Source organism: Mesorhizobium sp. M6A.T.Ce.TU.002.03.1.1 (assembly GCF_003997275.1).
Classification (GTDB): domain Bacteria; phylum Pseudomonadota; class Alphaproteobacteria; order Rhizobiales; family Rhizobiaceae; genus Mesorhizobium; species Mesorhizobium mediterraneum.
The window spans coordinates 41,396-59,820 of the sequence record NZ_RZTI01000017.1; the positions used below are offsets into that span (position 1 = coordinate 41,396).

Sequence of the window (18,425 nt, forward strand, 5' to 3'; positions counted from 1 at the left end):
AACGTTAGGGTTTCGGTTGGCGAGTAAGATTATCAACGAGCTTTGGCTCGACCTTGGCTTGAAATTCGATAGCGATGTCTGCGCCCGCGTTGCAGAGCTTTTTTTGTGACGGACGCTTAGGCCGCCTGCAATAAACTTCATAGTATACCAGAGGAGTACGTTATGCCTGTTATTCATATTGAAACGTTCAAGGCGGACGACGACAAAAAAGAACACCTGGTCGCTGAGATCACGAAGCTATTTTGTGATAGTATGACTTTACGACCAGAACAGGTCCACGTAGTTTTTGATGAGTATGAGCCAAACAACTGGGCGACCGGCGGTAAGCTTTGGTCGAAGATGTAACGTCGCCAGGCACCCTGAACCTCTCCGACCAGAGATTCATCTATTCTCCAGCGTTGGAGAAAAACGTTCAATAGCCTAAACGGTAGAAGTCTTCCATTGAGGCGAGGAGCAGCGATGGCAACGTTAATCAATCCGCAAGCTTGCCCGGGAATTGCGGTTTGTAAGGATCGTGCAAGATGCGCCGCTCGCAGAGGAGAACGAAGCTACGCCGACTTAGGGAACGTCGTAGTGGCGCCGAGCTTCGGCCCTGCTCGCGCGGCCGCTTTACGTAGAAGCCGCTGACTGGTCTGCGTAGCTGTTGCCGCAATAACTACCTGACTCAAACGAAATAGCCAACTGGGATCCCGAACCATGGATTGGATCACGGTTACTGGTTACCTCGCAGCTCTGTGCTCGGTGACCGCTTTTACTCCGCAAGCCTGGAAAATCATCAAAACCCGGGACACGAGCAGCATTTCTGCACTGATGTACGGCATCAACGTACTGGGGTTTGCCGTGTGGCTGACCTACGGGATCCTTAGAAACGACTGGGCGCTTATCATCACCAATGTCCTGATCCTGGCGCTCTCGGCCTTCATTCTTCTCATGACCCTTCTTCCTCGCGCGAGGAAGGATGCCGTTGCGAACGCCCTCGACCCCACCCCGTCTAGCACCCAGCGGTCGGTCGGGCCAACTGCTCTGGTCGATCCAAAGGTAAAACGGTCGAAATGACGCGCAGCGCAGCCCCTTATCGCGTCAATCCCGGGCATCCCACGTACGTGAAATGGCTGCCAAACCTCATCGACGACCAAGAGCCCTGGGCTGGCGGAATGCCATCTGCAGCGGCCTCTGCATTCGGCTCTTGCCAGCTCGGGTCCGGTCGTAGTGAAGGCTGCCAAAGTATCGGGGATAGCCGCACCAGCAACGACAACTGCCTTATTGGGACTCGCCATACATATCGGATTGTACAGCAAAAGTGATAAACCCTGACGGATTGTCCGTCGGCCGCATCTAATGATTTGGGCCTTGATGCCACCCGGTTGCAAGCGCCAAGAAGTCTTGCGGCAGACAAGCTGAAGTTCATGGCGCGCTGTACACCGCGGCCTTACGCAGCCTTTGCGACCGTTGGGTGTGGTCATGACTCCTGATTATCAGGCTTACGACCAATACTCATTTGAGTGGAGCGACGTTTCCTATACTTTATACCCTAGACATTGCGCGTGGGGCTGATCCGCGGCAATTCGGAACATGCACGAGGGCTCTATGTCGAATTCCAAATCCGGTCCAGATGGGTTTGTGCTCAATGACGACTGGAGCGACTTGCGGCAGTTTCGACCAATGCCGGATATCGATTTTAGCAGACTCGATGTATACCGGAAAACCCGGCTAAGAGCGGCGATGCGCCAAGCTGATGTCGCATTATGTGTCCTGGTGAGCCCCATTACCATCCGCTATGCAGTTGACTACAATGCGTACCCTTTGTTTCAGTCGCATATCCCAGTCACTTATCTCTTTTTGCCACTTGAAGGTCCGATCACCCTTCATCAGGGTATTGGCAACGCGTGCTCCGCAGACCGCTTAAGGCACGGAAGGCCGATTTCGTTTTTTGAAGGCGGCAACGAACTGGCGGACGGCGCGAGGCTTTTCGCCGACGACATCGTTGGGTTCCTAAGCGAAATTGGGACTGCCAATCGAAAAGTCGCAGTGGAATATGTGAACCCGAGCATAACCCAAGCCCTGCTTCAGCGCGATCTTGATGTAATTGATGCGGTCGATATCGTGGAACGGGCGCGGGTTATCAAATCGGATGACGAGATAGCGTGCATCCGCTGGGCCTGTGCTGTAGCCGAGCACGGCATTGCACGTATGCAGGAGAGCATGGGGCCAGGCGTAACGGAAGCGCAGCTTTGGGGACTTCTCAACTATACCAACCTTGCCAACCAAGGCGGCTGGCATGAGGGTCGAATGCTAGCTTCCGGGCCGCGAATTAATCCGTGGCTCCAAGAAGCAACCCAACGCGTCATCGAAGAGGGCGATCTCGTCGGGTTCGACACGGATATGGTAGGCCCATTTGGGTATTTCTGTGATATCTCACGGACATTCTACTATGGGAAGGACCGGCCTAGCGCTCGCCAGCGCCAGCTGTATCGGCTTGCATATGACGAATTGCAAACGAACATGAAGCTTATCCGACCTGGCCTCAGCATGAAGGATCTACAGGCGACAGCCTGGCCTGTGCCAGAGGAATTCCAAGAGCAGGCCTACCCTTGCGTTATACATGGGGTTGGCATGTGCGATGAATATCCGCAAGTTAGACCGATATTCCGGGGTCCGATAGCGTACGACGCGACTGTGGAAGCCGGAATGGTCATATGCGTTGAAAGCTACGTCGGCGCTGTCGGTGAAAGAGACGGAGTAAAGTTGGAGGAACAGGTTCTCGTGACTTCCGACGGGTATGAGTTGTTATCAACCTACCCGTTTGAGGAGCGTCTTCTGAGCTAACTAAACCTTTGAGATCGGTCGCCTAAGCATCAAGATCTCTGGAACTTCTTACAGGTATCATCATCGATAGATAGTGCTGTCGTTAGTGAGAACCTGCAAGGGGAGGCGACGTTCGCTGCGGCCGAGCACCTAGTGCGACGTCAAGTAACGTTCGGTCTGAAAAAGTCGGTTGATATCGGTCATGTGATCGAGGTCATGAGTTCTCTAATTTCAGAGTGAAGACCTCACCTCAGACTCAAAGGCCCGCATAGTCTGTTTTACGCAAATATGTATTGTTGGACAAACTCTCCGGGGGCATCGTCACTTGACGCTTAATCACGCCACCGCCGAAATCGTCAGTCGCTCCCAAATGCAGTTCGCATGGTCGGCGTTCTAGTTGATAGTGCCGCCGGACGATCGCCGTTGGTTGAGTCCATTTGTCCCGGCCACGGCCGGAGGATTGGCATGTGACGATCGGTGTCGGATTGGGGCGAAAGGCTCCCCGCCGGGCACCCTGCAAACATCGGCATTCCTCTGCTTCGAAAGATCGATTCCGACAAATGCTTCCCTATGATCTGTGTCACGGCTCGTCCTCCTGTGATGAGGATCGGCTCGGCCCGCCCGAGCAACCCTCGGACGCGCAGGGCGAGCCACCTCACTAGCAGAAGCGGACATACGGTCTTACGTCAACGGATCGCCACCAAGTACGATCGGATCCACCTCTGCTACGAGGCGGGCCCGACCGGCTATGGCCTCTACCGGCTGATCCGATCGTTGGGCCATGAATGCACTGTGGTCGCGCCATCGTTGATCCCAAGGAAGCCCGGCGATCGAGTGAAGACAAACCGCCGGGATGCTCTTGCGTTGGCTCGGCTGCTGCGCGCCGGCAAACTGACCGCAGTGTGGGTTCCTGATGAAGGTCACGAAGCCATGCGGGATCTCGTCCGCGCCCGGCCGGCCGCGGCCGAGACGCTTCGCGTCCATCCGCAGCATGTGAGGCCTTCATGCTCAAGCACGGGCATATCTATCCCCGCAAGAAGCGCTGGACGATGCGCTATTTGCGCTGGCACCAGAAGCAGCGGTTCGATCACCCCGCGCAATCAGATCGCACTCCAGGAGATGGTCGAGGCGGTGCGCGTTCGAATGAACGGGTCGAGCGGCTGGCGCGTGTGATCGAAGAGTTCGTCCGGCCTGGTCCTGGCGCCGATCGTGTGGGCGCTTCAGACGTTGCGTGGGGTAGACCTGATCGTCGCCGTGACGTTCGTCACCGAAGTGGGCGATGCCAGCCGGTTCGAAAGCCCACGCCAGTTCATGGGTCTCGTTCCCGGCGAGCGCTCAACCGGGGAGACAGTCCGGCGCGGCGGCGTCACAAAGGCAGGCAACAGTCGTGTTCGCCACATGTTGGTCGAGAGCGCCTGGACCGCATCGGAATCCCTGTTCGTTCAATGGTTGCAGCGTCACTTTCGGAACCCGTGGCGCAGCTTCCGTCGCGAACGAGGAGCCAACAGGACCCGAAGCAGCGCCGATGATCCGCCCGTTGCAGCCGAGGAGCAGCCAGCCTTCGAGATGCGATCGATCTGGTCGGCGCGATGTTCGTGTTCCTCTTACCACAATTTGCCCCTGTCAGCCAGATCGGCGCGAACGCATCGGTGGAGGTAATTGTCCCATTTTGTAGTGACCGCCGCGTTTAATGGTCCTAAGGACATTGCATGTCTTGGAAAAAATGCTTGCCAACACGCTATAAAGGTCTTCCCCAGGGCCGGTAAGCATAACGTCCGCTCCAAGTACCACAAATACAGGAGTGCCAATCTCGTCCTCGATTACTTTGATCTGCCGACGGATCTCTGCCGCTGTTAGGTTTAGCTCGGAAGCCGCAAGCGTCAACGAGAGATGACGTGGCAATGCCTCGAATACCTCAACGGCACCCAGGAACGGGAGACCGTAATAGTGATGATCCATTGACCACTCCAATCAGATCGGCCGTGCGAACCGAACGAGGCGTCGTCCACTGGCCCAAAGGACTGCCGCCAATCTACACGCGCGAAATTTGAGAGGCTGACTACCCACCACCGGCCTCCATGACGCCATTGGTGACGGTCCGCTGTGAGCAGCAAGCTGCGTGCCGACTGCCGCACCGTTCTGAATTGCAAGTCCTCACCGACAGGCGCCCGGCCTACCGTTTCGTCGGGTTGTTCAACTTCGGACGAACATTTGTGAATGGAATGCGCGCATCGTCACCTCAACGAGGTGGGATCTTCATCAAGATTGCAGAGCGGGTCGACATGACAAACCCAAACCGAACCGCACTGCCCACATCTTCCCCGACAGCGTATCTTCGCATCAATCTCGGCCGCCATCCCGCGGGTCTCGCTAGCCGGGATGTAAGCCCACGGCAGGAGATCGTCGATCTGGCTATTGGGATGGCCGTTGACGATTCTGGTGAGGACGTCAGCGAGGTAGCGCAGCGGCTAACGTTGTTCAGCTTGCAGCTTTCCACGAGCGATGCGACTGTCGCCCAGTGCTCGGCGCCGCCGTCGGAGCCTGCGAAGAGCGCGTTCTTACGGTTCAGGCGATTTGGGCGGATTGAGCGCTCGACGGTATTGGAGTCGATCTCGATGCGTCCATCATCGAGGAAGAGCGAGAGTCCTTCTCATCGGGAGAGCGTGTAGCGGATCGCCTCGGCGAGCTTGGTCTTCTGGCTGATCAGGCCGAGCTTCTCGCGCAGCCACGGTTCGAACTCGGCGACAATCGGCCGGCACCTTTCCAGGCGATTCACTAAGTCGCGGATCAACCCGCCTGCGCCGGAGCGCGCGTCCGGCTGGCTTCATGGACTCGCCGCCAATCAAGCCTCTCAAGCAGCGCCGACAACTGAGCGGCCGTCAGCCGCACCACGCCATCATGCACTTTCGGCCAGCGGAACTCGCTATCCTCCAGCCGCTTCGCATAAAGGCAGACACCGGTGCCGTCCCAGAAAATCAGCTTGATCCGATCCGTTCGTTTCGCGCGGAAACATAGACTCCGTCGCTGAACGGGTCGGCGCCCATCGTCTCGCGCACCAGCGCGGCCAGCCCTTCCGCACCCTTGCGGTTATGCAGGGCTCCGCATAACCGCAATTATGTGGAGCGCCGGATTATGCGGAGTCCGCCGCAATCAAACCAACTTCTTCCTTTCATTCCAATGTGTTAGAGCACTCAATCCGCTTTCTTGCTCGGCATAATTGTTGTCGTCTCTCGACGTTCATTTGACCTCGAGAGGAGACCACACGTGTCAAAGTCGAAGGAAGTTCTGCTCGAATGCACGCAATTGATGGACCCGGGCGCCTTGCGACCGTTCGTGGAAGCGTTCACGAGCCGATTGTTGAGCCTGGGATACACCCGCCTGACGGTGTCAGGCTACGAAGCCTCGGCTCGTCACTTCGGACATTGGCTGCAAAGCGCGAAGATCGCTGTCGCGGAGATCAACGAGGATACGGTTCGCCGCTTTGCGCGACATCGATGCCGCTGTCCCGGCGTTCGACGAGCCGATCGCCTGTCCGCCAAATACGTGAACCGGGCGCGGCGGTTCGTAAGCTTTCTGGCGGAATGCGGGGTCGTGACGCCATTGACGCAGGATGAGCCGCGTGCCCACGACGACCAAGTCCTTGCATTCCAGACTTGGCTGAGACGGCACCGGGGCATTTCTGAGCGCACCATCGGTCGCCATGGCCGAATGGTCATGCGGCTGTTTCCCGCTTTGGGTCCCGATCCAAGGCACTACGATGCCCGTCTCATTCGGCAAGCGATCTTGGGGGAAGCGCAGCGCAATTCGCGGGCCAACCTCAAGACGATGACGATGGCGCTACGCGGCTACCTCAGATATTTAGCAACCCAAGGCCTATGCCCGCCGGGCTTGATCAGGCGATCCCGACGGTGCCGCAATGGCGGTTGTCTGCCTTGCCGCGCTATATTTCCACGGCGGAAGTCGAGCGGGTTATCGCGTCGTGCGACATCACGACGCCAATGGGCATCCGCGACCGCGCAGTGCTTCTGCTACTTGCACGTCTCGGCCTGCGCGCCGGCGACATTTCGGGAATGCGCCTCGACGACATTGACTGGCGCGAGGGAACCTTGCGCGTTCGCGGCAAAGGACGTCGCGAGGTTCGGCTTCCGCTGCCCCAGGACGCTGGCGACGCGATTATCGATTATCTGCGATGCGCCCGTCCGCCTGCCGCCTGTGAGCAGATTTTCCTGCGGACCGTTGCACCGTTTCGGCCGTTGGTGAGTGCGAGTGTCTCGAGCATCGTCAGCCTTGCGCTTGCGAGGGCTGGCATCAACCACGCTCCGTCCCGAGGCGCCCATCTTCTGCGGCACTCGGCAGCAACCGGTATGCTGCGGGCCGGCGCCACGCTGGACGTGATTGGAACCGTGCTGCGCCATCGGTCGGTCGACACCACCGCCCACTACGCAAAGGTTGACGTCGATATGTTGCTTCGGGTTGCTCAGCCCTGGCCGGGGAGTGCGTCATGCTGAGCCAGGATCTCGCACGCTATGTGGAACTGCAGCATAGGCTGGGCTTCAGGTTCCGCGTCCAGAGCACGCTGTTGAAGAGCTTCGTTGCCTTCGCCGAGCGACACGACGACCGACATGTCCAAGCTGCCCGCGTGCTCGAATGGGCGAGGCTTGCGCCTTCGCCACAGCAGTGCCGCAACCGACTGCTGACGGTCCGCCGCTTTGCGCTGGCGCTGTCGGCCGAGGATCGGCGGCACGAGATCCCGCCCGCTGATGCTCAGGGCCACAGCCCGTTAGAGCGACGGATTCCGCATATCTACAGCGCGGACGAGATCGTCGCGCTGATGCAGGCGGCTGCCCGCCTGAAGCTGGCAGGTTCGATCCGGCCGCTAATGTACGAGACCCTGTTCGGTTTGATTGCCGCCACCGGCATGCGCATTTCCGAAGCCCTCTCGCTTCAACTCGATGACATGACCGCCGATGGCTTGATCATCCGACAGACCAAGTTCCACAAGAGCCGCTTGCTGCCGCTCCACACCACGACATGGGATGCTTTGGACCGGTATTTGGTTGCACGTCGCCGGCTCGGTACGTTGAACAACGCGCTATTCGTTTCCGCCGCGGGCGCATCGCCAGCCTACAGTACCGTGATCGCAAACTTCCTCCAGCTCGCGCGCTCGATCGGCCTGCGAAGAGGCCCCGGCCAACCGGGTCCCTGTATTCATGATCTACGGCACACCTTTGCCGTACGCTCACTGGAGCAGTGCCGGCACGATCGCGATGCCGTCGGCCGCCATATCGTTGCCCTCAGCACCTACCTCGGCCATGCCCACGTCACCGCCACCTATTGGTACCTTCAGGCGACGCCGATCCTGATGCGGCAGATCGCGGCGGTCGGCGAGGCCTTGCACCAAGGAACCGTCTCATGACCGCGCTGGCTCCGCATCTCACCGCTTTCTTGCGCGAGCATCTGCCGCACGAGAGGCGAGCGAGCCCGCACACCTGCGCGGCCTACGCCTACAGCTTTCAGCTGCTGCTGTGCGTCGCGGCTGCTCGACTGCGGACCGCCCCGTCCGGCATCGAGATTGAGCAGCTCGATCCGCCGCTCATTCTCTCCTTCCTGGAACACATCGAAGAAGGACGCGGCAACTCGGCGCGCACCCGCAACGTCCGTCTTGCCGCCATCAAAGCCTTCTTCCGCTTCCTCGAGTATAGGCTCCCATCCTGTCTGGATCAGGCACGCCGGATCCGGGCGATCCCGATGAAGAAGGTCGATGAGGCCCTCGTCAGTCATCTCAGCCGCGACGAGATGCAGGCTCTGCTCGACGCACCGGACCCGCGTCGGGTCTCTGGCATCCGCGATCGGGCGATGCTGCATCTCGCCTTCGCTGCCGGGCTGCGCGTGTCCGAACTCGTCAGCCTCCGCATCGACCAGATCGATCGCCAGACGGTTGCCAGCATCCACGTCATGGGCAAAGGACGCCGCGAACGCGTGCTGCCCCTGTGGAAGGAGACTGCGGCGGCGTTGAAGGCTTGGCTGGCGGTCCGCCCGGCGAGTGGCGACGCCGAGCTCTTTCTCAATGCGACGGGACGCGCGATGACCCGGTCCGGATTCGAATATATCCTGGCCAAGCACGTCGCCATCGCGGCGCGGAAGCAACCGTCCATCGCCGACAAGCGCGTTACTCCCCACGTCTTGCGGCACACCTGTGCCATGCACACGCTGCAGGCGACCCGGGATGTCCGCAAAGTCTCGCTCTGGCTCGGTCACGCCAGCCTCCAAAGCACGGAAATCTATCTGCGGGCCGATCCGACCGAGAAGCTCGAGGCGCTTGCCGCGATGGTGCCGCCGTCGCTCAAGCCGGGTCGCTTCCGCGCTCCCGACAAGCTGCTAGCCATGCTGAAGTCCGTCAGCCGATCGGCAGATTATGTCGAGTAATCGCTGCTCAAATACCGCGAGCGACAAGGAATTGCCGCCGCGGACTCCGCATAATTCGGCGCTCCACATAATTGCGGAAGTCCACCGGCTTTGTCGCCACCATGACCTTGACCGCACCCGTCGGCCCGATCACGATGTGGCCTTCAACGCACGGATGCCAGCAGCAATCGTCCTGGCGTCGGCACCACTGCCGACCCGCATGGCCATGCCGTCAAACTCAAGCTCGATGATACCGGTCGCACTAGTTGCTTCGCGCTTGCGCGGCCGTGCTTGGACGCGTCGGCGTGAGTTCTGGAAGCGCCGTCGTCACCACCGCCGGCACGAAGGCCGGGGATTCCTGCTGCGCCAAAGCGGCCTGTTTGCGCGCTTCGCGGCGCCAGGCGAACACCTGCTGTGGCCTGAGATCATAACGCCGGGCGACTTCGGAAATTATTGCGTTCGGCTCAAGTGTCTCCGCGACGATCCGCGCCTTGTCGTCCATTGACCAGTGACGCCGGCCGCCAGCGCCGTTGATCCTCAAAACGCCGAGACTGCCGCTCCGGGTCAAGCATAAGGTCAAGTCCAGACACAAGCATATCTCCGATCCCAATACAGGATCGGCAACCTCACAGATCGCGATCACTCCCGAAAAGGTGGCCCGGAAACACCGCTTACACCGGCTCGTCCTGAGAGCAGTTCGAGTGGATCCCATCTGCCGTCGCCTCGCGACCATGCCTGGCATAGAACCCGTCACTGCGCTCACCTAACAGGGCAACAATCGATGATCCCAAGCCCTTCCGCCGATGCAAGTCCGACGTGCGAAGGTCGCCCTGGCCAGACGGATGGCAGGCACCCTTCACCGAATGTGGGTTGACGAACAGGATTCCCGTTGGTCGGCAGCTTAGGTTGAGCCGTCCACGGAATGGCGAGCGCTCGATGCAGGGTTCGCATGATCTGTCGTTGCGGGTTCCCGAGCACGCCGAAGAGCTTTGAACCGATCGGACCCACGGACACCATCATGCCGGCGGCTGCGTGCCGACCGCGCGCAGGCATTGGATCTCCGAGGCCGTCTCAGATCCAAACGCTGAAAGCCCTGAATCGAGAATGCGAAGAACCTGCCGGGTCGGCGGGCTCGAATCGTCGAGACGATTATCGCCAATTCCAACATAGCCGAGCTGCCGCGTTCAACCGCTGCCGTTAAGACCAGGTCCTATCCGCCATAATCGCTCCAAACTGCCCAAACGTGATCGGTTCTACCGGAATGCCTCGCCTATCGACGGTGTGGAAACAAATCGCCATCGAAGATTTGACTGAGGGTCTTTGCGACATAAGCGGGAGCGCCGTTCTCGTCGTGACGCAACTCGCCGCTGTTGTTCAGGCCGGTGGTTACGAGAAGTGCGTCGAGGCCGGCAGCCTTCGCGCCCTTGATGTCAGTATCTACCTGATCGCCGACCATTAAAAGACGGTCGGTGCCGGCCCGCGCGATGCACTCTTCGAAAATCGCTCTTCCTGGCTTGCCCATAAGTTCTACCGAGATTGGCGGAGCTCCAAAAGGCGCGAGTCCTGCCTGAAGCATTGGCCCTATTATGCTTGGTCCAAAGACGAGTGAGCTGTTCTTGCCGGGATAAATGATGTCCGCGTTTGCTGCTATTATACGGGGCATTTCGCCCGTCTCGATCAGCCTGCGATGAAAGGTCGACAGGATATGATCGGCAGCCCGTTTGAAATCGAAACCTTCGTCATCGAGCACCACGAGTGTGTCGAATGTCTCAGCCGTGTCAGCGCAATGAAGATTTGGATGCTTGCCGAAGATGTCATGCGCAGCGTGTGCACTGCCCACATAGGAAACTAGCCGCCCGGCTGACAGCTCTTCGAGCACGCGATGTCGCGCGACACCTCCCGCAGACACTATACGGTCGACCGCTGGAATCGGAAGTCCCGCGTCGCGGAGACGCGCGAATATTGTTTCATCCGATCCACTGCTTATATTCGTCACGATGTAATATGGCTGACCGGACATATTAAGTTGGGCCAGGATATCAGCAGCGCCGGGCAGGGCATCATTTTCGCTGATCAGCACCCCCATCGCATCGAAAAGTATCGCGTCATAGCGATCGATCAATGTCTGAGCACGCTCGAGCTCTGGTGGGCTGTGGAGGGCTGCGGTCGGAGCATAGGCCGATTCTTTCTGTGGCTGAACCGGACGCGCTTTAGACGCGGGAAAGTAGCCGTGATAACCCTCTTGCAACGCTCTGACGCGCAAGTCGTCGCATGTTTTCTTGCCGCGGCAGTGTGGGGTGCCATACCTACAGCCCGAAAAGCCGCATGCCGGAGATCCGGTCATTACGAATCGATAAGGAGCTCGGCTAGCCCGTCCGTACTCGCACCGAAATATTGCGTCGCCACAAACGGCACCGAGGAGGCGGACATTCGGTCTACAGCTGTGATTGATCGCTCCGGTCCGTGAGATCTCATCGGCGTTTTCGGTGCAAACATACCAGCGCGGATGAACCTGATGGCTGGCCTTGCCTACCGTGCCCCCCTTCGTCAAAGAGGCCTCGATAGGATCACCGGATCGTCCATTGACTTCGCCCTTGCGGACGGACCTTATCGAGAAAAGGCCACGCGCAGTAGGATCAACGCTGCGACGCATCGTGAGGACCCCTGCCGCATATACCCTTGCAGTAAAATGTCCTCCGGGAGATGGACACAAAAGTAGGCACTCGTATTATTTTTTGAGTCATCGCCCAACCTCTTTGAATATTAGCGCTCATGTTGTCACCCCTGAACAGACGCTCTGGCACGCTCGACTATCGGTTTGGGTAGTATACTGGCCTCGCAGGCATGGGCGTAAGCCCAGGCCAGCCACTCGCACAAAATCGCCAAGTCATCTGCCTCGACCGTAGGCCCCGCCCATATCCGAAATCCCGGTGGCGCATCGCCATAGCTCCAGATGTCAAAAGCCGCGGCCTCGGTTTCGAGTAGGCGGATCATCTCCGCAACGATTTTGCTGTCATCCTCTTTCTCGCCGGCAGCCAGTTGCTCTCTTACGAGCCGTAGAGTAATTGAACAGGTCGAGCGTGCTGCCGGATTGGCGCAAGTCCAATCAATCCAAGGAGTAGAGTTCACCCAGTTGGCCATCACAGCATAGTTATTGGCAACCCTATTCAGAAGCGCGGGTAGTCCGCCGCACGCTTCGGCCCAGTCGAGCGCAGAGTGGATATCCTCGACGGCGAACATGCTCGGGGTCGAGATCGTCCGGCCGCCAAAGAACGCTTTGTTGACAGATCCGTCGGGATTGTGCACCCTCATGAGCCTGGCTACAGGCTTAGGTTCGCCCGCTTTCAGCCGTGCCTGGGCTCGAGGTGAGAGCGCGATCATACCGTGGCCGCCTTCCCCGCCAAGCGCCTTCTGCCATGACCAGCACAGAACATCGGTCCGATCGAAGTCAATGTGCCTAGTAAAAGCTGCCGAGACGGCATCTGCGATCACAAGCCCGGCACGGTCGGGAAGAATCCAGTCAAGATCCGGGGGACAAACGCCGCTGCTGGTGCCATTTAGCACTAAAACGATGTCGTGATTTGGGTCGATCCTGCCGGTACGCGGAAAATCGCCATAAGCACAAGTGTGCCGCCTTTGGGGCGCAAGCCCCAATGTATCGATCTCACTTGCCCAATACTGCGAGAAACTGTCTGACAAGAATGTCTCGACTGGAGACGGGCCGAGTAGATTTTGTAGGGCCATGCTGCAGGCCCCAGTGCCTGAACCGGGCACGATTCCGCAGAGCCAGCTATCAGGCAGCTCTAGCAAAGAGGCCATGCGCCTGATTACCTCTCCCAGCCTTTCTGCTCCCTCGGAGCTCCGGTGACTTCGTCCAACATAGCGCAGCATATTTGGGTGCACGCTCCAACCGGGATGTTTACGGCAAGGGCCTGATGAAAACCGTGGATCGGACGGGAGGACCGTTGGTTTCACAACCGCATTTGGCAGAGTCATGGCTTCCTCCAAATTGGGAAAAGGGGGCACCTCGACGGAGATATCTGCGATCAGGCGATGTCCTGCGCCATCAGCGCCGACAGCTTTTCATTGTCAAAACTCATCCGTTCATCGGCGCGGAGGTCCGAAAGGCGCTTGATAATCGCGGCGTCAGACAATGCCCCGCCTTCACAAAGCTTTTGAACGTAGGACGGATGGATGAAATTTGAGCCCGCGAATTGATATGCCGCGGTGCTGCCCCAGCCATACCGTTTGCGAAGCGGTTTGAAGTGACGTAGGACGTGCTCAAGGAGTGCCCGCTCCTTGGATGTTTCGAGGCGCGTGAGAAGCGGTAGGAGCTGCTCACTAGCCGTATTTCCTGCCCCGCGGCCCATGCCGCCCATGGTGCAGTCTATCCAGGTCGCTCCCGCCATCGCGGCGGCCACTGAATTGACCAGCGCATATCCGCGGCTGTCATGGCCGTGGAATCCGATGTCAGGCTCAATTCGACCCGCAAACCGGCCGATAAGTTCCTGAACGCGAGCCGGCTTCATAGAGCCAAAGGAATCGGCAATATAAAGCACGTCGATGGTGTCGATCTGCTTTACCTCCGTCAAGCATATCTCGACTTCTGCAGCATTTGCCGCATCGATCTGCATAAGATTCAAAAACACACGGAAGCCCCTGTGAGACAACTCAGTGCAAATGTCCCGGCAGGCAGCCAAGTTGCTGTAATGCGCCGCCACGCGGACGGTCGTGATATGCCCTGGCACCAGTCCTTCTGTCAGGTGGGTCAAGGCAAGGGGTATAGGCAGTTCGCTCGCAAGCACATCCTTGGCATCGATCATTACGCAAGCCTTGACCCGGAGACCGGCAGCCGCCTGTTCGGCCTTAGAGCTCGTCACATTGGCGAAATATCCGTGGCTTTCAGGCTTTCCGACGAGCCCCAGCTCGACCATGCGCACTGGAAGAGTGTTGATAGTAGCGACATAGTCCGACACCAGTTCCGGCGCAAAATCCCAATTTGTGTAGTAGCCACCGTCGCGCAAGGTACAGTCTAGGAAGTTCACTTCATCTGGTATTGTGATTAACATTGCCCAGCTCCTAAAAATACCGCCACAACATCGAATCATCCTGCATCAGCTCGCGGCGTAGCCCCCATCGACATAGAGAATCTCGCCTGTTACGAACGATGCAGCTGGGCTCGCGAGGAAAATGTAAGGTCCGAAATACTCAGGCAAATTGCCGCGGCGTCGCATCGGAGTGAGTTCCATAGCGCGGCGCTGGTAAGGGGTATCGAGGTTAGGATGCACCCCATCCATGAAGTTGTTGATGAATCCAGGGGCGACGGCATTTACCCGAATACCCTTATCGGCCCATTCTACCGCCATGGTGCGCGTCAGTTGATTGACGCCTCCCTTGCTCGCAGCATAGACAGCCAGGCCCGGTATGCCGAGCGAACTGGCGACCGAAGAGGTCATGATGATGCTGCCGCCGCCTTGATCCAGCATTGCCTGGGCGGCAAACTTCGCACAATAGTAGTAGCCACGCAGATTCGTATCGACGATTTCGTCCCATTCCGGCTCTTCATATGAATGCGCTGGCTTAATGATGTCGGTACCTGCATTGCAGATCATCACATCGATCTGTCCAAAGCGGTCGACCGTGCCTCTAACCAGCGCCTTGCAATCGTCGTGCGACCGCACATCAGCGCGGATAGCCGTCACGTTGGTTCCTTGGCCCTCGAGTTCGGCCTCTGCTTCGGTCAGCTCTTTAATATTGTGCGAGGAAAGGACTATATTGCCACCCAACCGTCCAAAGCAACTGGCGAGCGCCTTTCCTAGACCGCGGCTCGAACCTGTAATGCAAACTACCTTGCCATCAATTCCGAAGAGCTTCTGGTATTCTTTTCCGCCAACTGCCGCATAATGATTTGTATCAGTCATGATATCCTACCCGGTTCTGCTATGACTACTGCCTTTGTTCAATTCATTGCCGTGATTCATTAGCAAGAGGTGTTGACCAGCCGCAAGAGCGGGGCCAAGAAAAGCGACCTTCCGCTTTGGACTATCGCCGAGGCAATGACAGCTCTGTTTGCATTAGCTTTGCTCATCGGACGGCTCGTAGTGCGACGAATTGTTCAGACGGTTGCACTCAGCCCACCATCGATGACGATCAGGGCGCCGCTGACATAGGCTGCGCGGGCGCTGGCCAAGAACGCAGCGACTGCTGCGAATTCGGAGGGGTCGCCCAGGCGTCGCGCCGGGGTTCTATCCTCCAGCGCACGGATGGCTTCGGCGTGGTCGCCAAGGCGATTGGCTTCGTGAATGGCCGTGCTATGTGCTCCTGGAGCGAGCACGTTTACGGTGATGCTCTCCCCCGACAATTCTTGTACTAGCGTGTGGCAGTAAGGGACCAGCCCTGCCCGTGCGACACCCGACAGCGCAAAGTGTACTGGGGTCCGCACAATAGCCTCGGAAGCGAGCATCAGTATCCGCCCCGCCTGGGAGCATCGCAGATACGGCAAGGCAGCCGTGATTAGATTTATCGAAGGTAAAAGCACTCGGTCAAACGCATCGTCGAAATCCTTAGGCGTCATGGCCGAGGGTGGCCCGGCAGAAACGCCACCGCAATTCGTCACCAAAATGTCGATATACCGAAAATGCTCTGCTGTTTCGGCAACCCAAGCTGCGGCATCCGTGCAGTCAGTCACATCGGTCGCTCGCGCCAGCACTTCGGCGCCTTTGCTGCGCAACCGATCCACTGCACCTTCTAGTCGCTCCGGATCTCGTCCACAGATGGACAGGCGGCAGCCTTCGTTGGCTAACTCCTCAGCTGTGGCCAAACCTAAGCCGCTGGAGGCGGCCGCGACCATTGCCACCTTGCCCACAAGTCCTAAATCCATTTTTCATCACCGTTCTTCGCTGTTGCAGACAGCAGAGCATGTACCGTGCCAAAAAAAACATCCCATCAAAACAGTGGGATAGGTAGAATGATAAAACTTGGGTTTGCTATAGCCGTGCAGATGTCGAGAAAAATGTACGGAATCCGACGTAACTCTGCCGTCTGTCCAATAGGGGGTTGGTCGCCTTCCGGTTCTGAAGACAGCGCTGGGCAAACTTGAGGCTTTTGCTGCAGGCGGCATTAGTCTTGTACCACTTGTGCCGTAGGGTCCACATGACGCGGGCCCTCGACCGCTACCAAGCCTCGCTACGCCAGCATCGCGAACTGTCGGCCTCCGAGTACGCCGAAGGGCGATCTTCTGCGTCGCGTACAGCAGCATAGTTTCGACTCCATTGTTGGCCGCGCCACACGTTTCTGCAGGCCTTCGCAGGAAGTCCGTCGCCTTGAGGCCAACGGCCACAGACGGAGTCTGCCCCGCGCGCAAAGCGCACCAAACTGGTTGCGACGTCTCTGCACACCTGTTCGCGATTTCTCCGGTCCAAACAGGTCGCTACTGGGAGAGATCGCTCACATTGCTTAGGCAGTCCTTGGCCTTCAAGAGGCCATTGCTCACGGCCATAAACGTCAACTTTCCTCTCGCCGATCGAGGATTTTCAACGCCCATACGAACGTTTCCACTCGGAATCGAAACGGCGAAGTGGCTAACGCACCACTATGCCTGTGCCCTCTTCAGCTTGGCCCGATACTCCTCATCCAAGATGGCGGGCAGTGATATCTTCTTGGTTCTCGCGCCGTCGACGGAGATCATTTCACCGCTAACGAAACTGGATTCCTCGCTGGCCAACCAAAGCACCGCATTGGCTATCTCCTGTGGAGCGCCAATCCTTCCCACCGGGTGAAGCTGTCCCAGTTCCCGCTCGATCAAACTTCGGTCGGGGTGCATCTCGACGTAGGCACGATTGAGCTCGGTATCGATCCAACCTGGGCAAACGGTATTGCAACGGATACCATCAGGCCCGAGATCAACTGCCAGTCCCAAGGTAAGACCATGCACGCCGGCCTTCGTGGCCGCGTAGGCAGTATGCCACGGGTTGACCATATAGCCCTCGACCGAACCGATGTTGACGATCGTGCCCGCTCCGATGCGTCGCATTTCCGGGACCACATACTTGGCCATCAGAAACGGCCCACGGAGATTGATCGCCATAAGCCTGTCCCAATCCTCGGCGGTCTGTTCGTCGATGGACTTATGAATGACAATGCCGGCATTGTTGACCAGGACATCGATCCTGCCAAATTTCTCGAGGACCTCGTCAACGAATGCGCGAATTGAGGTCTCCTTTGTGACGTCAAGAGACATGAACGTAAGCCTCTCGACGCTGCCGGACTCGGCGGAGCGCGCGTCACGCAGATCGCCGATGACAACCATGGCATCTTCGTCCGCGAGCCTCTCGGCAATTGCACGCCCTATGCCTCGATTGCCCCCGGTGACGATGGCAACTTTGCCTGATAGCCGATTACCCAAGAATTTCTCCTATCCTGCCGTGAAGCCGCCATCTATTGGAACAGCAACACCCGTGATGTGCCTGGCTTCCTCGCTCGCGAGGAACAGGGTCAAGCTCGCAATTTCCTTCGGAGTCGCCACACGACCCTGAGGTATTGAATCAACATTTCTTTGAAGAATTTCGGCCGCGGTAACCGGCTTGCTGTGAGCCGACACAAGCATAGGCGTATCCACGGCACCGGGGCAGACGGCATTGATTGTGATCTGCTCTTTGGCGTGATCGAGAGCCATGGCTTGAGTCAGCAGAACGACCGCGCCCTTCGAGGCACAATAGGCAGCCAGCCCGGGACAGCCAACCAGCCCCACATTCGAGGCTATGTTGACGATGCTGCCGCCGCCGGTTTTCCGCATGGCCTTCACCGCGGCGCGGCTAAAGTAGAACACGCCGCTGACATTGGCTTCGAATATCTCCCGCCAATCATCGTCCGAGGTTTCCACGACGCTTCCACGCCGGATGATACCAGCGCTGTTGACCAGGACGTCGACCTTTCCCAGTCGCGCTACGCTGGAATTCACTACATGGTCCGCGAATGCCGAGTCGGACACATCGCCCAGCATCAATTCGGCCGGACAAGCGAGTTTCTGAACCGACTCCAAGGCTCGTAGGCCCCGCTCTCGATCGCGGCCGATCAACACCAGTGACGCCCCTGTCGCGGCAAAGGCCTCTGCGACGGCCTCGCCTATCCCCGAGGTCGCGCCAGTAACGATAACCACTTTGTTGGATTGCGTCATAATATCGATTGCCCTGTAAAGTAATGAGGCTTGGCGGGTT

The 18,425-nt window shown here is 58.3% G+C and carries 17 protein-coding genes and 2 pseudogenes; 7 read left to right on the forward strand and 12 right to left on the reverse strand.

Translation table 11 applies throughout. The features are described from left to right. Positions 1-162: 162 nt before the first annotated feature. From EOC93_RS08095 to EOC93_RS08110, 4 genes and pseudogenes are all read left to right on the forward strand, one after another. Positions 163-345: a tautomerase family protein gene (locus EOC93_RS08095; RefSeq protein ID WP_127204312.1), complete on the forward strand. Its 183-nt coding sequence runs from the start codon at positions 163-165 to the stop codon at positions 343-345. A gap of 351 nt (positions 346-696) precedes the next feature. Further along, a complete protein-coding gene (locus EOC93_RS08100) occupies positions 697-1,056 on the forward strand; it encodes a SemiSWEET transporter (protein WP_127204313.1) in 360 nt (119 codons plus the stop codon). Between the two features lie 531 nt (positions 1,057-1,587). Next, a complete protein-coding gene (locus tag EOC93_RS08105) occupies positions 1,588-2,826 on the forward strand; it encodes a Xaa-Pro peptidase family protein (RefSeq protein WP_127204314.1) in 1,239 nt (412 codons plus the stop codon). Positions 2,827-3,492: 666 nt separating this feature from the next. Then, positions 3,493-4,227: pseudogene (locus EOC93_RS08110) on the forward strand (IS110 family transposase); the annotation flags it as partial. Positions 4,228-4,428: 201 nt separating this feature from the next. On the opposite strand, the gene EOC93_RS08115 reads toward EOC93_RS08110, so the two are convergent. The 4 genes and pseudogenes from EOC93_RS08115 to EOC93_RS34690 form a co-directional block, all read right to left on the reverse strand. Then, positions 4,429-4,764, reverse strand: coding sequence for a LysR family transcriptional regulator (locus EOC93_RS08115; protein ID WP_127204315.1), 336 nt, complete (start codon positions 4,762-4,764; stop codon positions 4,429-4,431). A 413-nt stretch (positions 4,765-5,177) separates the two neighbouring features. After that, positions 5,178-5,575: pseudogene (locus EOC93_RS08120) on the reverse strand (transposase); the annotation flags it as partial. A gap of 17 nt (positions 5,576-5,592) precedes the next feature. Continuing rightward, entirely contained in the window at positions 5,593-5,790 is a 198-nt protein-coding gene (tnpB, locus tag EOC93_RS08125) for an IS66 family insertion sequence element accessory protein TnpB (RefSeq protein ID WP_348627594.1), read from the reverse strand. 402 nt (positions 5,791-6,192) lie between these two features. Beyond that, on the reverse strand, positions 6,193-6,507 hold the full coding sequence (locus EOC93_RS34690; protein WP_245461403.1) for a hypothetical protein: 315 nt from the start codon (positions 6,505-6,507) through the stop codon (positions 6,193-6,195). Between the two features lie 173 nt (positions 6,508-6,680). Between EOC93_RS34690 and EOC93_RS34695 the strand changes: the two genes are divergently transcribed. From EOC93_RS34695 to EOC93_RS08140, 3 genes are read left to right on the forward strand one after another with little or no spacing between them, the layout of a single operon-like run. Next, positions 6,681-7,313, forward strand: a complete 633-nt coding sequence (locus tag EOC93_RS34695; RefSeq protein WP_245461404.1) for a tyrosine-type recombinase/integrase — start codon at positions 6,681-6,683, stop codon at positions 7,311-7,313. Next, positions 7,307-8,221 (forward strand): tyrosine-type recombinase/integrase, encoded by a 915-nt coding sequence (locus EOC93_RS08135; RefSeq protein WP_127204316.1) that lies wholly within the window; start codon positions 7,307-7,309, stop codon positions 8,219-8,221. The genes EOC93_RS34695 and EOC93_RS08135 overlap by 7 nt, the downstream gene beginning before the upstream one ends. Continuing rightward, positions 8,218-9,231: a tyrosine-type recombinase/integrase gene (locus tag EOC93_RS08140; RefSeq protein WP_127204317.1), complete on the forward strand. Its 1,014-nt coding sequence runs from the start codon at positions 8,218-8,220 to the stop codon at positions 9,229-9,231. Before EOC93_RS08135 ends, EOC93_RS08140 begins: the two co-directional genes overlap by 4 nt. 241 nt (positions 9,232-9,472) lie before the next feature. Here the strand turns inward: EOC93_RS08140 and EOC93_RS35325 are convergent, their stop codons facing one another. From EOC93_RS35325 to EOC93_RS08180, 8 genes are all read right to left on the reverse strand, one after another. Beyond that, positions 9,473-9,952 (reverse strand): transposase, encoded by a 480-nt coding sequence (locus EOC93_RS35325; RefSeq protein WP_127204318.1) that lies wholly within the window; start codon positions 9,950-9,952, stop codon positions 9,473-9,475. 528 nt (positions 9,953-10,480) lie between these two features. Beyond that, positions 10,481-11,473, reverse strand: a complete 993-nt coding sequence (locus EOC93_RS08150) for an HAD-IA family hydrolase (protein ID WP_206532222.1) — start codon at positions 11,471-11,473, stop codon at positions 10,481-10,483. Positions 11,474-11,988: 515 nt separating this feature from the next. Beyond that, on the reverse strand, positions 11,989-12,909 hold the full coding sequence (locus EOC93_RS08155; RefSeq protein ID WP_245461405.1) for a phosphoserine aminotransferase: 921 nt from the start codon (positions 12,907-12,909) through the stop codon (positions 11,989-11,991). A gap of 347 nt (positions 12,910-13,256) precedes the next feature. Next, positions 13,257-14,279: a hypothetical protein gene (locus EOC93_RS08160; protein WP_127204321.1), complete on the reverse strand. Its 1,023-nt coding sequence runs from the start codon at positions 14,277-14,279 to the stop codon at positions 13,257-13,259. A gap of 45 nt (positions 14,280-14,324) precedes the next feature. Beyond that, positions 14,325-15,131: an SDR family oxidoreductase gene (locus EOC93_RS08165; RefSeq protein WP_164759077.1), complete on the reverse strand. Its 807-nt coding sequence runs from the start codon at positions 15,129-15,131 to the stop codon at positions 14,325-14,327. Between the two features lie 194 nt (positions 15,132-15,325). Then, complete coding sequence (locus EOC93_RS08170; protein WP_127204322.1) at positions 15,326-16,090, reverse strand: SDR family oxidoreductase; 765 nt, start codon at positions 16,088-16,090, stop codon at positions 15,326-15,328. Positions 16,091-16,801: 711 nt separating this feature from the next. Further along, positions 16,802-17,614: an SDR family oxidoreductase gene (locus tag EOC93_RS08175; protein WP_127204323.1), complete on the reverse strand. Its 813-nt coding sequence runs from the start codon at positions 17,612-17,614 to the stop codon at positions 16,802-16,804. Between the two features lie 9 nt (positions 17,615-17,623). Beyond that, positions 17,624-18,425: SDR family NAD(P)-dependent oxidoreductase (locus tag EOC93_RS08180; protein WP_245461406.1), on the reverse strand; the 802-nt coding region annotated here is incomplete at its 5' end.